Origin of the sequence: Microbacterium gallinarum (assembly GCF_014837165.1) — a bacterium.
Taxonomy (GTDB): Bacteria; Actinomycetota; Actinomycetes; order Actinomycetales; family Microbacteriaceae; genus Microbacterium; species Microbacterium gallinarum.
The window spans coordinates 60,300-74,989 of record NZ_JACSPM010000002.1; the positions used below are offsets into that span (position 1 = coordinate 60,300).

General features: G+C 71.7%; 16 protein-coding genes. 5 read left to right on the forward strand and 11 right to left on the reverse strand.

Annotation, left to right across the window (positions count from 1 at the left end; genetic code table 11):
* Nucleotides 1-83 precede the first annotated feature (83 nt).
* Nucleotides 84-1,076, reverse strand: a complete 993-nt coding sequence (gene rlmB / locus H9622_RS07130) for a 23S rRNA (guanosine(2251)-2'-O)-methyltransferase RlmB (RefSeq protein ID WP_191765716.1) — start codon at nt 1,074-1,076, stop codon at nt 84-86.
* 39 nt (nt 1,077-1,115) lie between these two features.
* On the reverse strand, nt 1,116-2,642 hold the full coding sequence (cysS, locus tag H9622_RS07135; RefSeq protein WP_191765717.1) for a cysteine--tRNA ligase: 1,527 nt from the start codon (nt 2,640-2,642) through the stop codon (nt 1,116-1,118).
* Nucleotides 2,643-2,684: 42 nt separating this feature from the next.
* Between cysS and H9622_RS07140 the strand changes: the two genes are divergently transcribed.
* Together H9622_RS07140 and H9622_RS07145 are read left to right on the forward strand one after the other, a co-directional pair.
* Nucleotides 2,685-3,617 (forward strand): DMT family transporter, encoded by a 933-nt coding sequence (locus tag H9622_RS07140; RefSeq protein WP_225221820.1) that lies wholly within the window; start codon nt 2,685-2,687, stop codon nt 3,615-3,617.
* A 43-nt stretch (nt 3,618-3,660) separates the two neighbouring features.
* Nucleotides 3,661-4,128 carry a GNAT family N-acetyltransferase gene (locus H9622_RS07145; protein WP_191765719.1) on the forward strand — a complete coding sequence of 156 codons (468 nt, stop codon included), beginning with the start codon at nt 3,661-3,663 and terminating at the stop codon, nt 4,126-4,128.
* Nucleotides 4,129-4,310: 182 nt separating this feature from the next.
* Here the strand turns inward: H9622_RS07145 and ispD are convergent, their stop codons facing one another.
* Both ispD and H9622_RS07155 read right to left on the reverse strand, forming a co-directional pair.
* Nucleotides 4,311-5,516, reverse strand: coding sequence for a 2-C-methyl-D-erythritol 4-phosphate cytidylyltransferase (ispD, locus tag H9622_RS07150; RefSeq protein ID WP_191765720.1), 1,206 nt, complete (start codon nt 5,514-5,516; stop codon nt 4,311-4,313).
* Between the two features lie 57 nt (nt 5,517-5,573).
* The gene (locus H9622_RS07155) at nt 5,574-6,056 is read right to left on the reverse strand and encodes a CarD family transcriptional regulator (RefSeq protein ID WP_191765721.1); all 483 of its coding nucleotides are present in this window, start codon (nt 6,054-6,056) and stop codon (nt 5,574-5,576) included.
* Between the two features lie 145 nt (nt 6,057-6,201).
* Between H9622_RS07155 and H9622_RS07160 the strand changes: the two genes are divergently transcribed.
* Entirely contained in the window at nt 6,202-6,705 is a 504-nt protein-coding gene (locus tag H9622_RS07160; RefSeq protein ID WP_318247056.1) for a DNA modification methylase, read from the forward strand.
* A 66-nt stretch (nt 6,706-6,771) separates the two neighbouring features.
* On the opposite strand, the gene H9622_RS07165 is transcribed toward H9622_RS07160, so the two are convergent.
* Nucleotides 6,772-7,455: a response regulator transcription factor gene (locus H9622_RS07165; RefSeq protein WP_191765723.1), complete on the reverse strand. Its 684-nt coding sequence runs from the start codon at nt 7,453-7,455 to the stop codon at nt 6,772-6,774.
* Nucleotides 7,452-8,675 (reverse strand): sensor histidine kinase, encoded by a 1,224-nt coding sequence (locus H9622_RS07170; protein ID WP_191765724.1) that lies wholly within the window; start codon nt 8,673-8,675, stop codon nt 7,452-7,454. The genes H9622_RS07165 and H9622_RS07170 overlap by 4 nt, the downstream gene beginning before the upstream one ends.
* 166 nt (nt 8,676-8,841) lie before the next feature.
* Between H9622_RS07170 and phoU the strand changes: the two genes are divergently transcribed.
* Nucleotides 8,842-9,519, forward strand: a complete 678-nt coding sequence (gene phoU, locus H9622_RS07175; RefSeq protein ID WP_191765725.1) for a phosphate signaling complex protein PhoU — start codon at nt 8,842-8,844, stop codon at nt 9,517-9,519.
* Between the two features lie 74 nt (nt 9,520-9,593).
* On the opposite strand, the gene H9622_RS07180 is transcribed toward phoU, so the two are convergent.
* Complete coding sequence (locus tag H9622_RS07180) at nt 9,594-10,343, reverse strand: phosphoglyceromutase (RefSeq protein ID WP_191765726.1); 750 nt, start codon at nt 10,341-10,343, stop codon at nt 9,594-9,596.
* 98 nt (nt 10,344-10,441) lie between these two features.
* Here H9622_RS07180 and H9622_RS07185 point away from each other — a divergent pair, with 98 nt between their 5' ends.
* The gene (locus H9622_RS07185; RefSeq protein ID WP_191765727.1) at nt 10,442-11,281 is read left to right on the forward strand and encodes a class I SAM-dependent methyltransferase; all 840 of its coding nucleotides are present in this window, start codon (nt 10,442-10,444) and stop codon (nt 11,279-11,281) included.
* 12 nt (nt 11,282-11,293) lie between these two features.
* Here the strand turns inward: H9622_RS07185 and H9622_RS07190 are convergent, their stop codons facing one another.
* The 4 genes from H9622_RS07190 to H9622_RS07205 all read right to left on the reverse strand — a co-directional run bounded on the left by H9622_RS07190 (nt 11,294) and on the right by H9622_RS07205 (nt 14,584).
* Complete coding sequence (locus tag H9622_RS07190; RefSeq protein WP_191765728.1) at nt 11,294-12,394, reverse strand: FUSC family protein; 1,101 nt, start codon at nt 12,392-12,394, stop codon at nt 11,294-11,296.
* Between the two features lie 28 nt (nt 12,395-12,422).
* A complete protein-coding gene (gene ygfZ / locus H9622_RS07195) occupies nt 12,423-13,529 on the reverse strand; it encodes a CAF17-like 4Fe-4S cluster assembly/insertion protein YgfZ (protein ID WP_191765729.1) in 1,107 nt (368 codons plus the stop codon).
* Nucleotides 13,529-14,125 (reverse strand): nitrobindin family protein, encoded by a 597-nt coding sequence (locus H9622_RS07200; protein ID WP_191765730.1) that lies wholly within the window; start codon nt 14,123-14,125, stop codon nt 13,529-13,531. Before H9622_RS07200 ends, ygfZ begins: the two co-directional genes overlap by 1 nt.
* Nucleotides 14,126-14,293: 168 nt before the next feature.
* Nucleotides 14,294-14,584 carry a hypothetical protein gene (locus H9622_RS07205; protein WP_191765731.1) on the reverse strand — a complete coding sequence of 97 codons (291 nt, stop codon included), beginning with the start codon at nt 14,582-14,584 and terminating at the stop codon, nt 14,294-14,296.
* Between the last annotated feature and the right edge of the window lie 106 nt (nt 14,585-14,690).

The following is a 14,690-nucleotide window of genomic DNA, read 5'->3' on the forward strand; positions in this document are numbered from 1 at the left end:
GGTGCCGGCGTCGGCCGGCTCTCGATCACAAGCGGAGCGCGGCCGGCTTCATTCCCATGAATGCGCCGGGCCGCAGCATCCGCTCAGTCCTGCTTCTTCTGCGCGCGCAGCGTCGCGACCTGATAGAGCGAGACGGATGCCGCGATCCCGGCGTTCAGCGACTCGGTGGCGCCCGAGATCGGGATCGACACGATCTGGTCGCAGGTCTCGGTGACGAGGCGCGACAGCCCCTTGCCCTCGGAGCCCACGACGATCACGACGGGACGGTCGGCCAGCTCGAGGCTCGGCAGCGAGACGTCGCCGCCGCCGTCGAGTCCGAGGATGAACACGCCCTGCTTCTTGAACTCCTTGAGCATCGACGTGAGGTTGGCCGCGATGGCCACCGGGATGCGGGCCGCCGCGCCCGCGCTGGTCTTCCACGCGGCCGAGTTCACGCTCGCCGAGCGGCGCTGCGGCACGATCACGCCGTGGCCGCCGAAGGCCGCCGTCGAGCGGATGATCGCGCCGAGGTTGCGGGGATCGGTGACGCCGTCGAGGGCGACGAACAGCGGCGTCTGGCCGGCGTCGATGACCTCTTCGAGGAGGTCCTGCGGGTGGGCGTACTCGTACGGCGGCACCTTGAGCGCGACGCCCTGGTGCACGCCGTCGAAGCCCGCCATGCGATCGAGCTCGGGCCGCATGACCTCGAGCACCGGGATGCCGCGGTGCGTGGCGATCGACAGCATCTCCTTCACGCGGTCGTCCATCTCGACGCGCTGCGCGATGTAGAACGCCGTCGCGGGGATCTTCGCCCGCAGCGCCTCGAGCACCGAGTTGCGGCCGGTGACCGTCTCGGTGTCGTCGTCCTTCTTCCCACGGGGCGCGCGGTTCTGGCCCGAGCCGCTGGGCTTTCCCTTGCCGCCCGCGGCGGTGTAGCGCTCAGCCGCCGCCTTGCGCTTGCCGGCGGGATGCCACGCGCGGTCCTCCGCCTTCGGGGTCGGTCCGCGACCCTCGAGCGAGCGCTTGTTCTTGCCGCCGGTGCCCTTGGTGGGGCCCTTCTTGCCCTTTGCGGCGCCGGGGCGTCCTGGCTTTGCCATCAGTCTTCCTTTCCGGCCGGGCTCCGCCCGGCAGCCTCGCTAGCGCGAGTCAGAGTTGTCGCGGGCCACCATCGCGCCGGAATCAGCTCCGGCGAGACTCCAGTGCGTGCCGTCCGGCCCGTCTTCGAGGGCGATGCCGGCCGCCGCGATCGCATCGCGGATGCGGTCGGCCGCCGCCCAGTCCTTGGCGGCCCGCGCGTGGGCGCGCTGGGCCAGCATGGTCTGCACGAGGACATCGAGAGCGGATGCCTCGGCCGAGGCATCCGTCGACGTCCACTGCTCGTCGAGAGGGTCGATCCCGAGGATGCCGGTCATCTTCCTCACCTGCAGCGCCCACTCCCACGCACCCGCGTCGTCACCCGCGTCGAGAGCGGAGTTGCCGGCGCGGACCGCCTCGTGCACGACCGCGAGCGCCTGCGGGACGCCGAGGTCGTCGTCCATCGCCGCTGCGAACGCCTCGGGTATCTCGTCGGACCACGGCCCGCCGGCCTCCGGCACGGCGGGCTCGGCGTCGCGGTCGAAGCCCTCGGGGCGTTCGGCGCTCCACCCGAACGGACTGGGCATGCGCTGCACCCGCTCGAGGAACGTGCGGATGCGATCGACGGCCGCACGGGCCTCGTCGAAGCCGCGCTGCGAGATGTCGAGGCTGGAGCGGTAGTGGGCGGCCAGCAGGGCGTACCGGATGACCAGCGGGTCGAACTCCTCGAGCGCATCGGCGGCGAGCACGAAGTTGAACAGCGACTTCGACATCTTCTGGCCGCTCACCGTCACGAGGCCGTTGTGCACCCAGTACCGGGCGAACGGGTCGCCGGCCGCGGTGGACTGGGCGAGCTCGTTCTCATGGTGCGGGAAGCGCAGGTCGAGGCCGCCGCCGTGGATGTCGAACTCGGCGCCGAGGTAGCGGCGCGACATCGCCGAGCACTCGATGTGCCAGCCGGGCCGGCCGGGCCCCCAGGGCGAGTCCCACGTCGCCGAGGACGGCTCGTCGGCCTTCGCACCCTTCCACAGGGCGAAGTCGCGCGGGTCGCGCTTGCCGCGCGGATCGGCGTCGGCGGCCGGCTCCATCGCGTCCAGGCTCTGCCGGGTCAGGTCGCCGTACGACGGCCACGACCGCACGTCGAAGTACACGTCGCCCGCGGCATCCGTCCCCTCCTTCGCGGAGTACGCGTGACCCGCCTCGATCAGGCGCTCGATCAGCTCCTGCATCTGCGGAATCGACGCGGTCGCGCGCGGCTCGTAGGTGGGGGGAAGGATGCCGATCGCGGTGTACGCGCGGGTGAACTCGAGCTCCATGCGGTAGGCCAGCGCCCACCACGGCTCGCCGTCGGAGGCATTCGCGAGCACCTTGTCGTCGATGTCGGTGACGTTGCGCACGAACGTCACGCGACCGTGGCGGTGGGCGAGCCAACGGCGGAGGATGTCGAAGCTCAGCGCGCCGCGGAGGTGACCGATGTGGGGGCCGGACTGCACCGTCGGGCCGCAGACGTAGATCGTGACATTCGAGGGGTCGAGCGGAACGAAGTCGCGCAGAGCCTGAGCCTTGCTGTCGTAGAGCTGAACCGTCACCGCATCAGCCTACCGGCCGGGTATCCGCTAGAACTGAGTGTGATGCATGTGCTCGCCGTCCTCGCCGCCGCAATGCTCTTCGGTACCACGGGCACGTCGCAGGCGCTCGGACCCGAGGGCACCACGCCGCTGTCGATCGGCGTGATGCGCATGGTCATCGGCGGCACCGGGCTCGCGGTCCTCGCGTTCCTCCTCGCCGCCCGCCACGCGCGCCGCCGGCCGGCCGACGCCGCTCGTCCGCCCCGGCTGAGCCTGCGGCCGCTGTCGCTCATGGTCCTGACCGGAGCCTGCCTGTCGGTGTACCAGCCGCTGTTCTTCCTCGGCACCGGGCTCAACGGCGTCGCCGTGGGCACCGTCGTCGCGCTCGGATCCGCACCGATCCTCGCCGGGCTGCTGGAGTGGGCGCTGACGCGACGGATGCCGTCACCGACGTGGATGGGCGCGACAGCCCTCGCGACGCTCGGCGTGGTGCTGCTCGGCTTCGGCGGCGAGGCCGGAAGCGCCGGCGGCACCGATCCGCTCGGGCTGCTCGGCTCGATCGGCGCGGGGGCCTCGTTCGCGGTCATCGCCAACGCCCAGCGCCGTCTGCTCGACGACGGCTGGGATCCGTTCACCGTCGTCGGCGCGATGGGCGCCTCGTCAGCCGTGCTGTGCGCGCTCGCGCTGCCCTTCGTCGACCTCGCCTGGCTCGGCACCACGAATGGCGTCGTCATGGCACTGTGGCTCGGGCTCGGGACGATCTCCATCGCGTACGTGCTGTTCACGTGGGGGCTCAGCGGACTCACCGCCGCGACCGCCGCGACGCTCACGCTCGGCGAGCCGCTGACCGCGAGCATCCTGGGCATCACCGTGCTCGGCGAGCGGCTCTCCGTGCTCGCGATCGTCGGGCTCGTGGTGCTCGCGGCAGGCCTCGCACTGCTCGCGTGGGGATCGCGCGCACCCCGCGACCCGAAGCCGTACGCCGTCGAGGCCTGACGAAACCTCCCTGCAACGCGTGGGTGGCACACTGGCCTGCGACATGCACGCCACCATCCGCATCCAGCCCGACGACCTGAGCGGCCAGGCCACTCGGCGGCTCATCGCGTTCCACCTCGCCGGCATGCTCGAGACCTCGCCGCCGGAGAGCGTCCACGCGCTCGACATCGACGCGCTGCGCGACCCCGCCGTCTCGTTCTGGTCGGCGTGGGTCCAGGACGACCTCGCCGGAATCGGCGCGCTCAAGACGATGGACGCCGAACGCGGCGAGCTGAAGTCGATGCGCGTCGACGACCGCTTCCGCGGCTACGGCATCGGACGCGCGCTGCTGCGGCACATCATGGCCGACGCTCGCGCGCGCGGCATGACGAGCCTGTGGCTCGAGACGGGAAGCACCGAGGAGTTCCTCCCCGCCCAGCGTCTCTACGAGAGCGAGGGGTTCACCGAGTGCGGGCCGTTCGACGGGTACGCGCTCGATCCGCACTCGATGTTCATGACCCGCGCGCTCTGAGCGCGCCGAGAGCCGCTTCGACGGGCGCCTCGACGGTCGCCGCCGCGTCGACGGGATCAGGCGATTCGGCGAGATCAGGCGGATCCGGCGCAGGACGTCCTGAATCCGTCGATTCGCCTGAACCCGGCGATGGTGAACGGCGAACGGCGACGGCGAGGGCGAGGGCAATGGCGAGCGGCGCCTCAGGCCTTGACGACCAGCGCCATCGCGAAGGCCGCCACTCCCTCACCCCGACCGGTGAAGCCCAGTCCGTCGGTCGTCGTCGCCGACACCGACACGGGAGCGCCGCCGAGCGCCGCCGACAGGGTCGCCTCGGCCTCGGATCGGCGTGCCGCGAAGCGCGGGCGATTCGCCTGCACCTGCACCGACACATTGCCGACCCGCCAGCCGGCCTCGCCGAGCAGCCCGAGCGTGCGCGCGAGGAACACGTCGGCATGCGCGCCGGCGTACTCGGGGTGGTCGGTGCCGAAGTGTGTGCCGATGTCGCCGAGTCCGGCGGCCGCCAGCAGGGCGTCGACGATGGCATGCGCGACAGCGTCGCCGTCGGAGTGCCCCGACAGCGCCTGCTCCCCCGGCCACTCAAGGCCCGCGAGCCAGAGCGCGCCGACGCCGCCGAACGCGTGCACGTCGGTGCCGAGCCCGACCCGAGGGATCGCGGCGTCGTGCTCGATGCGCGCCGAGGTGGGTGCGATCGGCCGGTCGGCGACCACGCTGCGCGCGCGGTCGAGGTCGTCCGCGGTCGTGATCTTGAAGGCGAGCGGATGCCCCGGCACGGCCGCGACCGGATGGCCGGCGTCGGCCACGAGAGCGGCGTCGTCAGTGAAGTCGGCGGTCGCGTCCCGATAGGCGGCGTCGAGCACCTCGCGCTGGAAGCCCTGGGGCGTCTGCGCGGCGGACAGCTCCGACCGGTCGACCCCGCCGACGATCTCGGCACCGTCGACGCGCTTGATCGTGTCGACGACGGGCAGCACGGGAATGGCCGCGGCCCGGCCCGACTCGATCGCCTCGATCACGCGGGCGAACACCTCGGGCGGCGTGAGCGCCCGCGCGGCGTCGTGGACCAGCACGATCTCGACGTCGGCCCACAGCGCCGACAGCCCGGCCTGCACCGACGCCTGGCGTGTCGCCCCACCGGGGACGACCGTCACGAGATCGCGGCGGTCACCGGCGGCCTCGAGGGCCTCGCTCAGCGCATCGCCCTCGCGCCCGGGAGGGGCGACGACGACGACCTGCGCGGCGGGGGCGTCGAAGACGCGCTCCAGCGCGTGGCGCAGGATCGTGTGACCGTCGATCCCGACGAACCCCTTCGGCGCTCCCGCGCCCAGCCGCGTGCCCGAGCCGGCCGCGACCACGATGATGCCGATGCGGGGAACGGGTGCAATGGTCACCCGATCCACGCTAGCGGGTGGCGCGGGAGGTCAGGACGTCGCTGAAGGGGTGGCGCCTCAGGAGGCGAGGACCTCGTCGAGGATGACGCTGGCCTTCTCTTCGTCGGTCTTCTCAGCGAGCGCGAGCTCGGACACGAGGATCTGCTTCGCCTTCGCGAGCATGCGCTTCTCGCCGGCCGACAGGCCGCGGTCCTGATCGCGGCGCCACAGGTCGCGCACGACCTCGCTGACCTTGATCACGTCGCCGGAGGCGAGCTTCTCGAGGTTCGCCTTGTAGCGGCGGGACCAGTTCGTGGGCTCCTCCGTGAAGGGAGCGCGCAGCACCTCGAAGACCTTGTCGAGGCCTTCCTTGCCGATCACATCGCGTACGCCGACCAGATCGACGTTCTCAGCGGGGACCTCGATGATCAGGTCACCCTGCGTGACGTTGAGCTTCAGGTATTTCTTGGTCTCACCCTTGATGATGCGGTCTTTGACCTCGATGATCGTTGCCGCGCCGTGGTGGGGGTAAACGACCGTCTCGCCAACCTCAAAAAGCATGGAGTTATGTCCTTTCGGCAACCTCCAGGATACCACAGGCGACATACGCTAAGGTTCTCCACCCCAGGCGCTGAGGAGGCGCCCACAGCCGTCGCGCCGACCCCCTAGAATGCTGAAGAAGCCGTCATCCGTCCTGGGAGGATCTGTGAACTCGCGCCGCCTCATCGCGTCGATCGCCGTCGGGGCCGCTCTGGCTCTCGGCACGACCGGCTGCAGCATGATCTCGCCGCAGGCGACGACCATCGAGTACTCGGCGGCGGAGGGCGTCAACGTCTACGACAACGGCCCGCTCGATGTGCGCAACGCGTTCATCGTCGCGAACGAAGACGGTTCCGCCGGCAACTTCGTCGCCGCCATCGTCAACGACACCGACGAGTCGCACACGCTGCGCATCGAGCTCGGCGAGGGCTCCTCGTCGATCCCGCTCACCGTGCGCGTGCCCGCGAAGACCACGATCAGCCTCGGCGCCGAAGGCGAAGACCCCATCCTGGTCGAAGACCTCGACACGCCCGCGGGCGCCGACATCCCGGGCTACTTCCAGTCGGGCGACGCCGAAGGCACGCTCATCCCGGTGCCCGTCCTCGACGGCGAGCTGCCGTACCTCGCGCCCCTCGTGCCGAGCGAGGCCGAGGCCGAGGCCGCCGGCTGAGCCACCTCACGACGATCGAAGCCCGCCTCCGCGAATGCGAGGCGGGCTTCGTCGTGTCGAGGCTGATCAGCCCTCGAAGCGGTAGCCGAGGCCGCGCACCGTCACCAGCATGACGGGCGCACTCGGGTCGACCTCGATGCGCGAGCGAATGCGCTTGATGTGCACGTCGAGCGTCTTCGTGTCGCCGAAGTAGTCGCTCCCCCAGACGCGGTCGATGAGCTGGCCACGGGTCAGCACCCGGCCCGCGTTGCGCATCAGCACCTCGAGCAGCTCGAATTCCCTGAGGGGCATGCTGATCTCAGAGCCGTCCACCGCGACCGTGTGCCGGTCGATGTCGAGCACCACGCGCCCGGCGTCGAGCACGCGCTCGTCGAGGTCGGCGTCGACCTGAGCGAACCGGCGCAGCACCGCCCGCATGCGCGCGAGCAGCTCACGGGCCGAGTACGGCTTCGTGACGTAGTCGTCCGCGCCGAGCTCGAGCCCCACGACGATATCGACCTCGGAGTCCTTCGCCGTCAGCATGATGATCGGCACGGTCGACGTACTGCGGATCTGCCGAGCCACCTCGGTCCCCGGCATCCCCGGCAGCATCAGGTCGAGCAGGAGGATGTCGGCGCCGTGCTCACGGAAGGCGGTGAGCGCCGCCGGGCCGTCCTCGGCGATCTCGACCTCGAAGCCCTCGCGGCGGAGCAGGTACGCGAGCGGGTCGGCGAGGTCGGGCTCGTCCTCGACGATCAGGACGCGGGTCATGCGGGTTCTCCGTTCGTAGGGAGGGGTCGGGATGCCTCGGCGCGCGAACGCTTCTTGGTCTTCCTGCGACCGCGCTTGGGGTCGGCCTGGTCGGCGGGCGGCGCGATCTCGGGAAGCCGGATGGTGAAGGTGGAGCCGCGTCCGGGGCGGGACCAGAGCCGCACCTCGCCGCCGTGGCGCTGGACCGCATGCTTCACGATCGACAGCCCCAGCCCGCTCCCCCCGGTGCGACGGGCACGGGCGGGGTCGGCACGGTAGAAGCGCTCGAAGACACGGTCCTGGTCGCCCTCGGCGATGCCGATGCCCCGGTCGGTCACCGCGATCTCGACGACACCGTCGACGGACTTCACACCCACGCCGACGCTCGAACCCTGCGGCGAGTAGGCGATCGCGTTCGCCACGAGGTTGCCCACCGCCTCGCTCAGCACCTGTGGATCGCCGCGCACCCAGAGGCCGCGCGTGCCACCCCGCACGACGTCGACTCCGGCGGAGCCGGCCTGGATGGCGTGGGTGTCGAGCGCGGCCGCGACCACCTCGTCGACCGAGACGTCGCGTTCCTCGGTGAGCTCGTCGGAGGACTGCAGGCGCGACAGGTTCATGATGCGCGACGTCAGCAGCGCCAGCCGGTTCGCCTCGGCGGTCAGCCGCGACGCGAAGATCCGCACCTGCGGGGGGTCGTCGGCGGCCGACTCGATCGCCTCGGCCAGGAGGGTCACGGCACCGACGGGCGTCTTCAGCTCGTGGCTCGTGTTCGCGACGAAATCCCGCCGCATCTGCTCGACCCGTTCGCGCTCGGTGATGTCGCGGATCACGAGGAGGGTCAGCCGGGGCGAGATGGGCGTGGCCCGCACGACGACCAGGCGGGGCTCCGCGGGCGGAGCGCCGCGGTTCAGACGCAGGGTCTCGGTCTCCGACCTCGCGCCCGCCCGGACGGTGCGCACGAGGGCACGAAGCTGCTCGTCGGGCATCGCGCGGCCCTCGGCGAACTGGAACGGCGCGGCGGCCGCGGAGGCCGCCAGCACGGTGAACGATGCGTCGACGACGACGGCCGCATCGTCCATGCCATGCAGCACTTCGCGCACCCCGTCCGGGATGGCGAGCGACGTCTCGACGCGCGCGCGGTCGCGTGCACGCAGCGCGATGACGATGACCGCGGCGACGGAGCCCCCGATGACGACGCCGGCGAGGAGGGCGAGCAGCGCGAGCTGCGTCGTGTCCATGGCACCAGCGTAGAGGGCGCATCCGGGCGCAACCGCCCGGAACAGCCATGCCCGAGGCGCTGCCGGATACTATTCACCGCGGCGGCACCGTCCGTTAACCTTCGCGGGCGAGGATCGCCCCATCGCGCAGGCGGAAGCCTGCCCCGAAGAGGAAAGGTGCGTCGGAATGCGCGAAGTCTTCCACCAGTCACTCGAGGACGTCCAGGCTCGGCTCGTCGAGATCGCCGAGCTGGTCACGGTGGCGATCGACAAGGCGACGCAGGCGTTCGGCGCGAGCGACGTCGGCCTCGCCGAGGAGGTCATCGAGGCGGACGACGTCATCGACGATAAGGCTGTCGCGCTCGACGAGCTCGCGATCGAGATCCTCGCCAGGCAGCAGCCCGTCGCACGCGACCTGCGCATCGTCGTGAGCGCGCTGCGCATGAGCGCGTCGCTGGAGCGCATGGGCGACATCGCCGAGCACATCGCGCAGCTCACCCGCATGCGCTTCCCCGACCGCGCGATCCCGAAGGGATTGAAGTCCACGTTCCTCAAGATGGGCCGGCTCGACGTCGAGGCCGCCCGCCAGCTCACCGAGCTGCTGCGCACACAGGACGGCGACCTCATCGAGGCGATCCGCAGCGCCGACGACGAGCTCGACGATCTGCACGTCGCGGTGTTCGAGAAGGTGCTCAGCGACAGCTGGCAGGGCGAGGCGGCCGCGACGGTCGACGCGACGCTCGCCAGCCGCTACCACGAGCGGTTCGGCGACCACGCGGTGTCGGTGGCGAAGAAGGTCGCCTACCTCTCGACGGGCGACTGGACCCCGTCGACCGACGCGATCGAGATCATCGCCAAGGACTGAGTCCCAGCAACGACGAAGGGACCGGATGCCTCGGCCGAGGCATCCGGTCCCTTCGTCGTCTTTATCGGCTCGGGCTACTTCTTGCCCTGCGCGGCGACGGCGGCGGCGCCGGCCGCGGCCGCCTCGGGGTCGAGGTACTCACCCGGTGCGATGGGCTTCAGGTCTTCGTCGAGGCGGTAGACCAGCGGGATGCCGGTGGGGATGTTCAGCTCGGCGATGTCGGCGTCGCTGATGCCGTCCAGGTGCTTCACGAGACCGCGCAGCGAGTTGCCGTGCGCGGTGACGAGCACCGTCTTGCCGGCCTTCAGGTCGGGGACGATGTCGCTGTGCCAGTAAGGCAGCATGCGGTCGATGACGATCTTCAGCGACTCGGTGTCGGGCACTTCGCCGTCGATGCCGACGTAGCGCGGGTCGCCGACCTGGCTGTACTGGTCGTCGGCGGGCAGGGGCGGCGGCGGCACGTCGAACGAGCGGCGCCACAGCATGAACTGCTCGTTGCCGAACTCCTCGAGGGTCTGGGCCTTGTCCTTGCCCTGCAGCGCACCGTAGTGGCGCTCGTTGAGGCGCCACGAGCGCTTGACGGGGATCCACAGGCGGTCGGCCGCGTCGAGGGCGATGTCGGCGGTCTGGATGGCGCGGCTCAGCACCGAGGTGTGCAGGACGTCGGGAAGGATGCCGGACTCGGCGAGCAGCTCGCCGCCGCGCTGGGCCTCGGCCTTGCCCTGGTCGGTGAGGCGGACGTCGACCCATCCCGTGAACTGGTTGGTCTTGTTCCACTCGCTCTGGCCGTGGCGGAGGAGGATCAGCGTGTAAGGCGCGGTCATGGCCCCCATGATATCGGCGCGACGACAGCCGCTCCGGGCCGATGACGTGGCATTGCGCTCCACGCGGGCTCCCAGGTGGCCGGTGGCACGATGGACCGGTGAGCTCTGTCCGACCCCCGGCTGGGCCGGTGGTCGGGCAGATCACGCGCGGCACCACGGGTACCAATCGCCTGCGCCGCGTCGACCGCTGGATCGCGCGGCACTCCGCGCTGCGCCGTGCCGCCGACCCACTCGTGGTCGACCTCGGCTACGGCGCGAGCGGCGTGACTGCGTTCGAGCACTGGGCCCGGCTCGCGGCCGCGCGTTCCGACGTCGAGGTGCTGGGACTCGAGATCGACCCGACCCGGGTGACCCGTGCGCGCGCGCAGCTGCAGCGGGTGCGGGCGGGAGCGACGCCCTTCGCCGCGCACGCACACGTCTCGTTCGCGCGCGGAGGTTTCGAGGTGCCCGTGGCCGGTGGCCGGCGTCCGGCGATCATCCGCGCGATGAACGTGCTGCGTCAGTACGACGAGGCCGACGTCCCGGCGGCCTGGCGGACGATGACATCGCGGCTGGCCCCCGGCGGTCTGCTCGTCGAAGGCACATGCGACGAGGTCGGCCGCATCGCGACGTGGGTGGCGCTGGGCGACGACGGCGGGCCCCGCACCTTCACGATCTCGCTGCGGCTGGCAGAGCTCGAGCAGCCGTCGATCGCGGCGGAGCGCCTGCCCAAGGCGCTGATCCACCGCAACGTGCCGGGCGAGCGCATCCACGGCCTGCTGCGGCAGCTCGACGCCGAGTGGGCGCGCGCCGCCGCCGTGTCGCCGTTCGGGCCGGTCGAGCGCTGGCGCACCGCGCTCGCGGGGCTCGCGGCATCCGGCTGGCCCCTTCTCGACCGCTCGCGGTGGCGCCTCGGCGAACTGACACTGCCCTGGGAGGCGGTGGCACCCGCGAGCTGAGCGGGCGGATGCTCAGATGCGGGGAACCGTCGCCCGCGCGTCCACGGCCGGCATCCCGGTCGCAGTCAGCAGGTCGACCACGAGCGGGCGCAGCGCGCCGATGAGGTTCTGATCCCCCAGCGACGCGTCGGGCAGCAGCTTCGCCGGATCGAGCCGCGCGGCCACAGTCGAGAGGGCGGCACGCGCGTCGGGCACGCGGGAAATGTCGTGGATCGACTCGGCGACGAGCACCGCCCCGCGCATGACCTCGGCGAGCACATCCGCCGCCACCGGTCGGGGCACGCCGTCGTCGCACAGGTAGACGACACGGCGCGCGATGACGCGCAGGTTGCGCGACGCGAGTTCGGCCGATTCGCGGGTGGCGTCCTGACGCTCGAGCTCGGCACGCTGGCGGCGCAGGAAAGGCGAGATGCGGGCGATCGCGCGGCCCGACTCGAGCGAGAGGGTCCACTCGTCGAGCAGCGGCTGGGTGGCCCTCGCCTTCTCGAGCCCGCGCTCCGCCCGCAGCCGGTCGCCGCGCCGCAGCGCCTGCACGAGCAGGCCCGACACGCGGTCGAGCGCGGCGAACAGCGCACGCCCCTCGCGCAGGGCATCGCGCAGCGGGTTGCGCGGGATGAGCGCGGTGACGACGAGTGCCGCGATCCCGCCGATGATCCCGTCGATCAGCCGCAGGAACGGCGCCGTCGCCGGGATGATCATGACGATGAGCGACTGGATGGCGGCCGCGATCGCGAAGCCCGCCTTCGCCGACAGCAGCCGCGCGATGACGAGGGTGATTCCCAGCGCCAGCCCGAGCTGCCACCAGCCGTCGCCGGTGAGGAGGAGCAGCAGCTCCGCGATGAGGATGCCGACCAGCATCCCGAGCACCGTCTCGAGCACGCGCCGCGGGCGGGCGTCGCGCACCAGCCCGAGGCTGCCCACGGTCACGGTCGCCGCGAGAAGCGGCGCCGGGTGCCCCAGCACGTAGTGCGCGAACGCGTAGGCGCCGGTGGCCGCGACGACGATCTGCAGGATCGGGATGCCGGAGTCGCGGACCCGCACGAACGCCGGTCGCGGGTTCAGGCGCGAGCGCCAGCCCGTGGTGATCGCCGTGGTGGTCGGCGGTCCGCTCATGCGGCCCGCCCCCTCCGCGGGCGCCCGGTCATTTCGCGGGAGTCCGGCGCGAGAGTCTCGTCAGGCGCGGCACGTTGGCGGTCGCCCCCGCCTCGGGCGGCACGACGACCTCCTGCGCGGCGGTGACCGGGCCGTCCTCGGTGTCGACGAGCAGCGTCGCGTCGACCGGCGTGGAGCGACGCACGATCGCGAGCGCGATCGGCCCCTCCTCGAAGTGCAGCGCGACCGAGGTGACGGCGCCGACCGCGTCCTCGCCGACGCGCACCGCGGCGCCGTGCTCGGGGAGCACGCTCCCGCTGCCGTCGAGCTGCAATGCGACCAGGCGCCGCGGCGGGTGGCCGAGATTGTGCACCTTGGCGACCGTCTCCTGACCGCGGTAGCAGCCCTTGCTGAGATGCACGGCGGTGCGCAGCCAGTCGAGCTCGTGCGGAAGGACGCGCTCGTCGACGTCGGCCGACCAGCGGGGGCGCCAGGCAGCGACGCGCAGGGCATCGGCGGCGGAGAGTCCGACGACCGCGAGGTCGCCCGCGGCCGCGGCATCCGCGATTCGCTTCTCCTCGACTCGCTTGACGAGCACCTCGGCCCAGTCGCGTGCCGCACCCGGGTGCGGGTCGACGGCGGCGTAGCCCCAGCCGCCCGTCGAGACGGCGGGCCACGGGTCGGTCCACACGAGCGGAACGCCCCCCGGCTGCGCGGCGGCGAGCGCGGCCAGGGCCGCGGTGGTGCCGCCGAAGACCGCGTACTCGTCGCTCGCGTCGCGCGGCGCCACCCGCAGGCGGAACCGCATGCGGAGCAGCCAGGTGAGGAGTCCTTGGGCGTCGGGCCGGTCGACGATGAGCCACGTGGTCTCGCCGTCGTCGAGGACGGATGCCGCGTGCTCGACGTGTCCTTGCGGGTCGAGCACCAGCAACTCGGTGCTCACACCCGGGGGCAGCGACGCCAGCGCCTGCGACGTCAGCGAGTCGAGCCAGGTCAGGCGGTCCTCACCGGCGACGGCCAGCACCGCACGATCGCCCAGGGGCACGACCGCGCGACCCTCGGAGAGCGCGCGCTGCTCGATCAGCGGGTTGCCGACGTGCTGCAGTCCGGAGTCGTCGACCACGGCGCCCGGCAGGGAGGCGAACGGGGAGGCCATCATTCCGCCCGCGCGAGCCGGGCCGACGCGTGCGCGCCGAGCTCTTCGCCGAGGGCGGCCATGTCCCACGCCCACAGCAGATGGCCGTCGACAAGACCGTACATACGGGTCGCCGCGGCGTACGTCTTCGCACCGGCCGGGCGCACGACGGCGTCGGTGGCGATGTCGATGCGCGGACCACGGATCTGGCCGAGGTACAGCTCGCTCACCCCGTCGGCGTGCACGAGCACGACCTCGATGTCGAAGCCGCCCTCGCCGTTGCGGAGGAGCTCGACGTCGTCGACGGTGCGCGGTGCTGCGCTCTCGAGGGCCGGCAACAGGCCCGGCCCCGCATCGGCGGGCGTCGCAGGACGCGACAGGCGCCAGTAGCCCATCTCGGCCACGAGAGGAGTGCGCTGGTCGCCCTCGCCGTGGAGCCACGCGCTCGCGGAGTAGTTCAGGTAGTCGCCGCCGTCATGGCTGAAGCTCACGCGATGCGTGAACTCGCCCGTGTAGGCGTGGTCGGCGTAGTCGATGACGCCGGTCCCCTCCCACACGCCGATGAGCCACGAGAGCGGGGCGAGGTCGGCGGGGAGGTCGGTCGGCAGATCCAGCATCGCGCGACCGATCAGCGCTGGCCGCGGTACAGGTTCTTGAGGACGACGACGGACACGAAGGCGATCGCGAGCGACGCCAGACCGAGGAGACCCACGAAGAAGAGCTCGAGCGCGAAGAGATCCATGACTCCTAGCCTAAACCGGATCCGATCCGCGGCGCCGCGCGTGTCACCCGGGGACGATCGCGGCCAGCCCGAACCCGAGGCTGATGACACCCAGCACGGCGAGCGCCCCGAGGGCGCTGGCGGCGACGCGCTCGGTGAAGCCCTGCGAGCGACCGGACCACAGCTGCACGATGAAGGCGAGGATGAGGCATCCGCCGAGTCCGACCGCCAGCCACTGCACGCGCCAGGCGTCGCCGGCGAAGAGTCCGACGAGCACGCCGATGACGGCGGCCACGGCCCACACGGCGATGATTCCGCCGATGGTCCGGCGCGGAGCGAGCTCTGGAACTGCCACGGGCCCATTCTTCCCCAACAGGCCCCCGCGCGCACGATCCGGGGCCGAGGTCGTGCGACGTCGCGAGATGTCGCCGCGCGGAAGCTGTTTCCGCTCACGCCCTACA

Coding starts and splice junctions, on each gene's coding strand:
- H9622_RS07165 (WP_191765723.1), bottom strand. CDS start 7,455: ATGACCCGCGTCCTGATCGTCGAGGACGAGCCCGACCTCGCCGACCCG.
- rlmB (WP_191765716.1), bottom strand. CDS start 1,076: ATGGCAAAGCCAGGACGCCCCGGCGCCGCAAAGGGCAAGAAGGGCCCC.
- H9622_RS07190 (WP_191765728.1), bottom strand. CDS start 12,394: ATGAGCGGACCGCCGACCACCACGGCGATCACCACGGGCTGGCGCTCG.
- H9622_RS07170 (WP_191765724.1), bottom strand. CDS start 8,675: ATGGACACGACGCAGCTCGCGCTGCTCGCCCTCCTCGCCGGCGTCGTC.
- phoU (WP_191765725.1), top strand. CDS start 8,842: ATGCGCGAAGTCTTCCACCAGTCACTCGAGGACGTCCAGGCTCGGCTC.
- H9622_RS07155 (WP_191765721.1), bottom strand. CDS start 6,056: ATGCTTTTTGAGGTTGGCGAGACGGTCGTTTACCCCCACCACGGCGCG.
- H9622_RS07200 (WP_191765730.1), bottom strand. CDS start 14,125: ATGCTGGATCTGCCGACCGACCTCCCCGCCGACCTCGCCCCGCTCTCG.
- ygfZ (WP_191765729.1), bottom strand. CDS start 13,529: ATGGCCTCCCCGTTCGCCTCCCTGCCGGGCGCCGTGGTCGACGACTCC.
- H9622_RS07145 (WP_191765719.1), top strand. CDS start 3,661: ATGCACGCCACCATCCGCATCCAGCCCGACGACCTGAGCGGCCAGGCC.
- H9622_RS07140 (WP_225221820.1), top strand. CDS start 2,685: ATGCATGTGCTCGCCGTCCTCGCCGCCGCAATGCTCTTCGGTACCACG.
- H9622_RS07180 (WP_191765726.1), bottom strand. CDS start 10,343: ATGACCGCGCCTTACACGCTGATCCTCCTCCGCCACGGCCAGAGCGAG.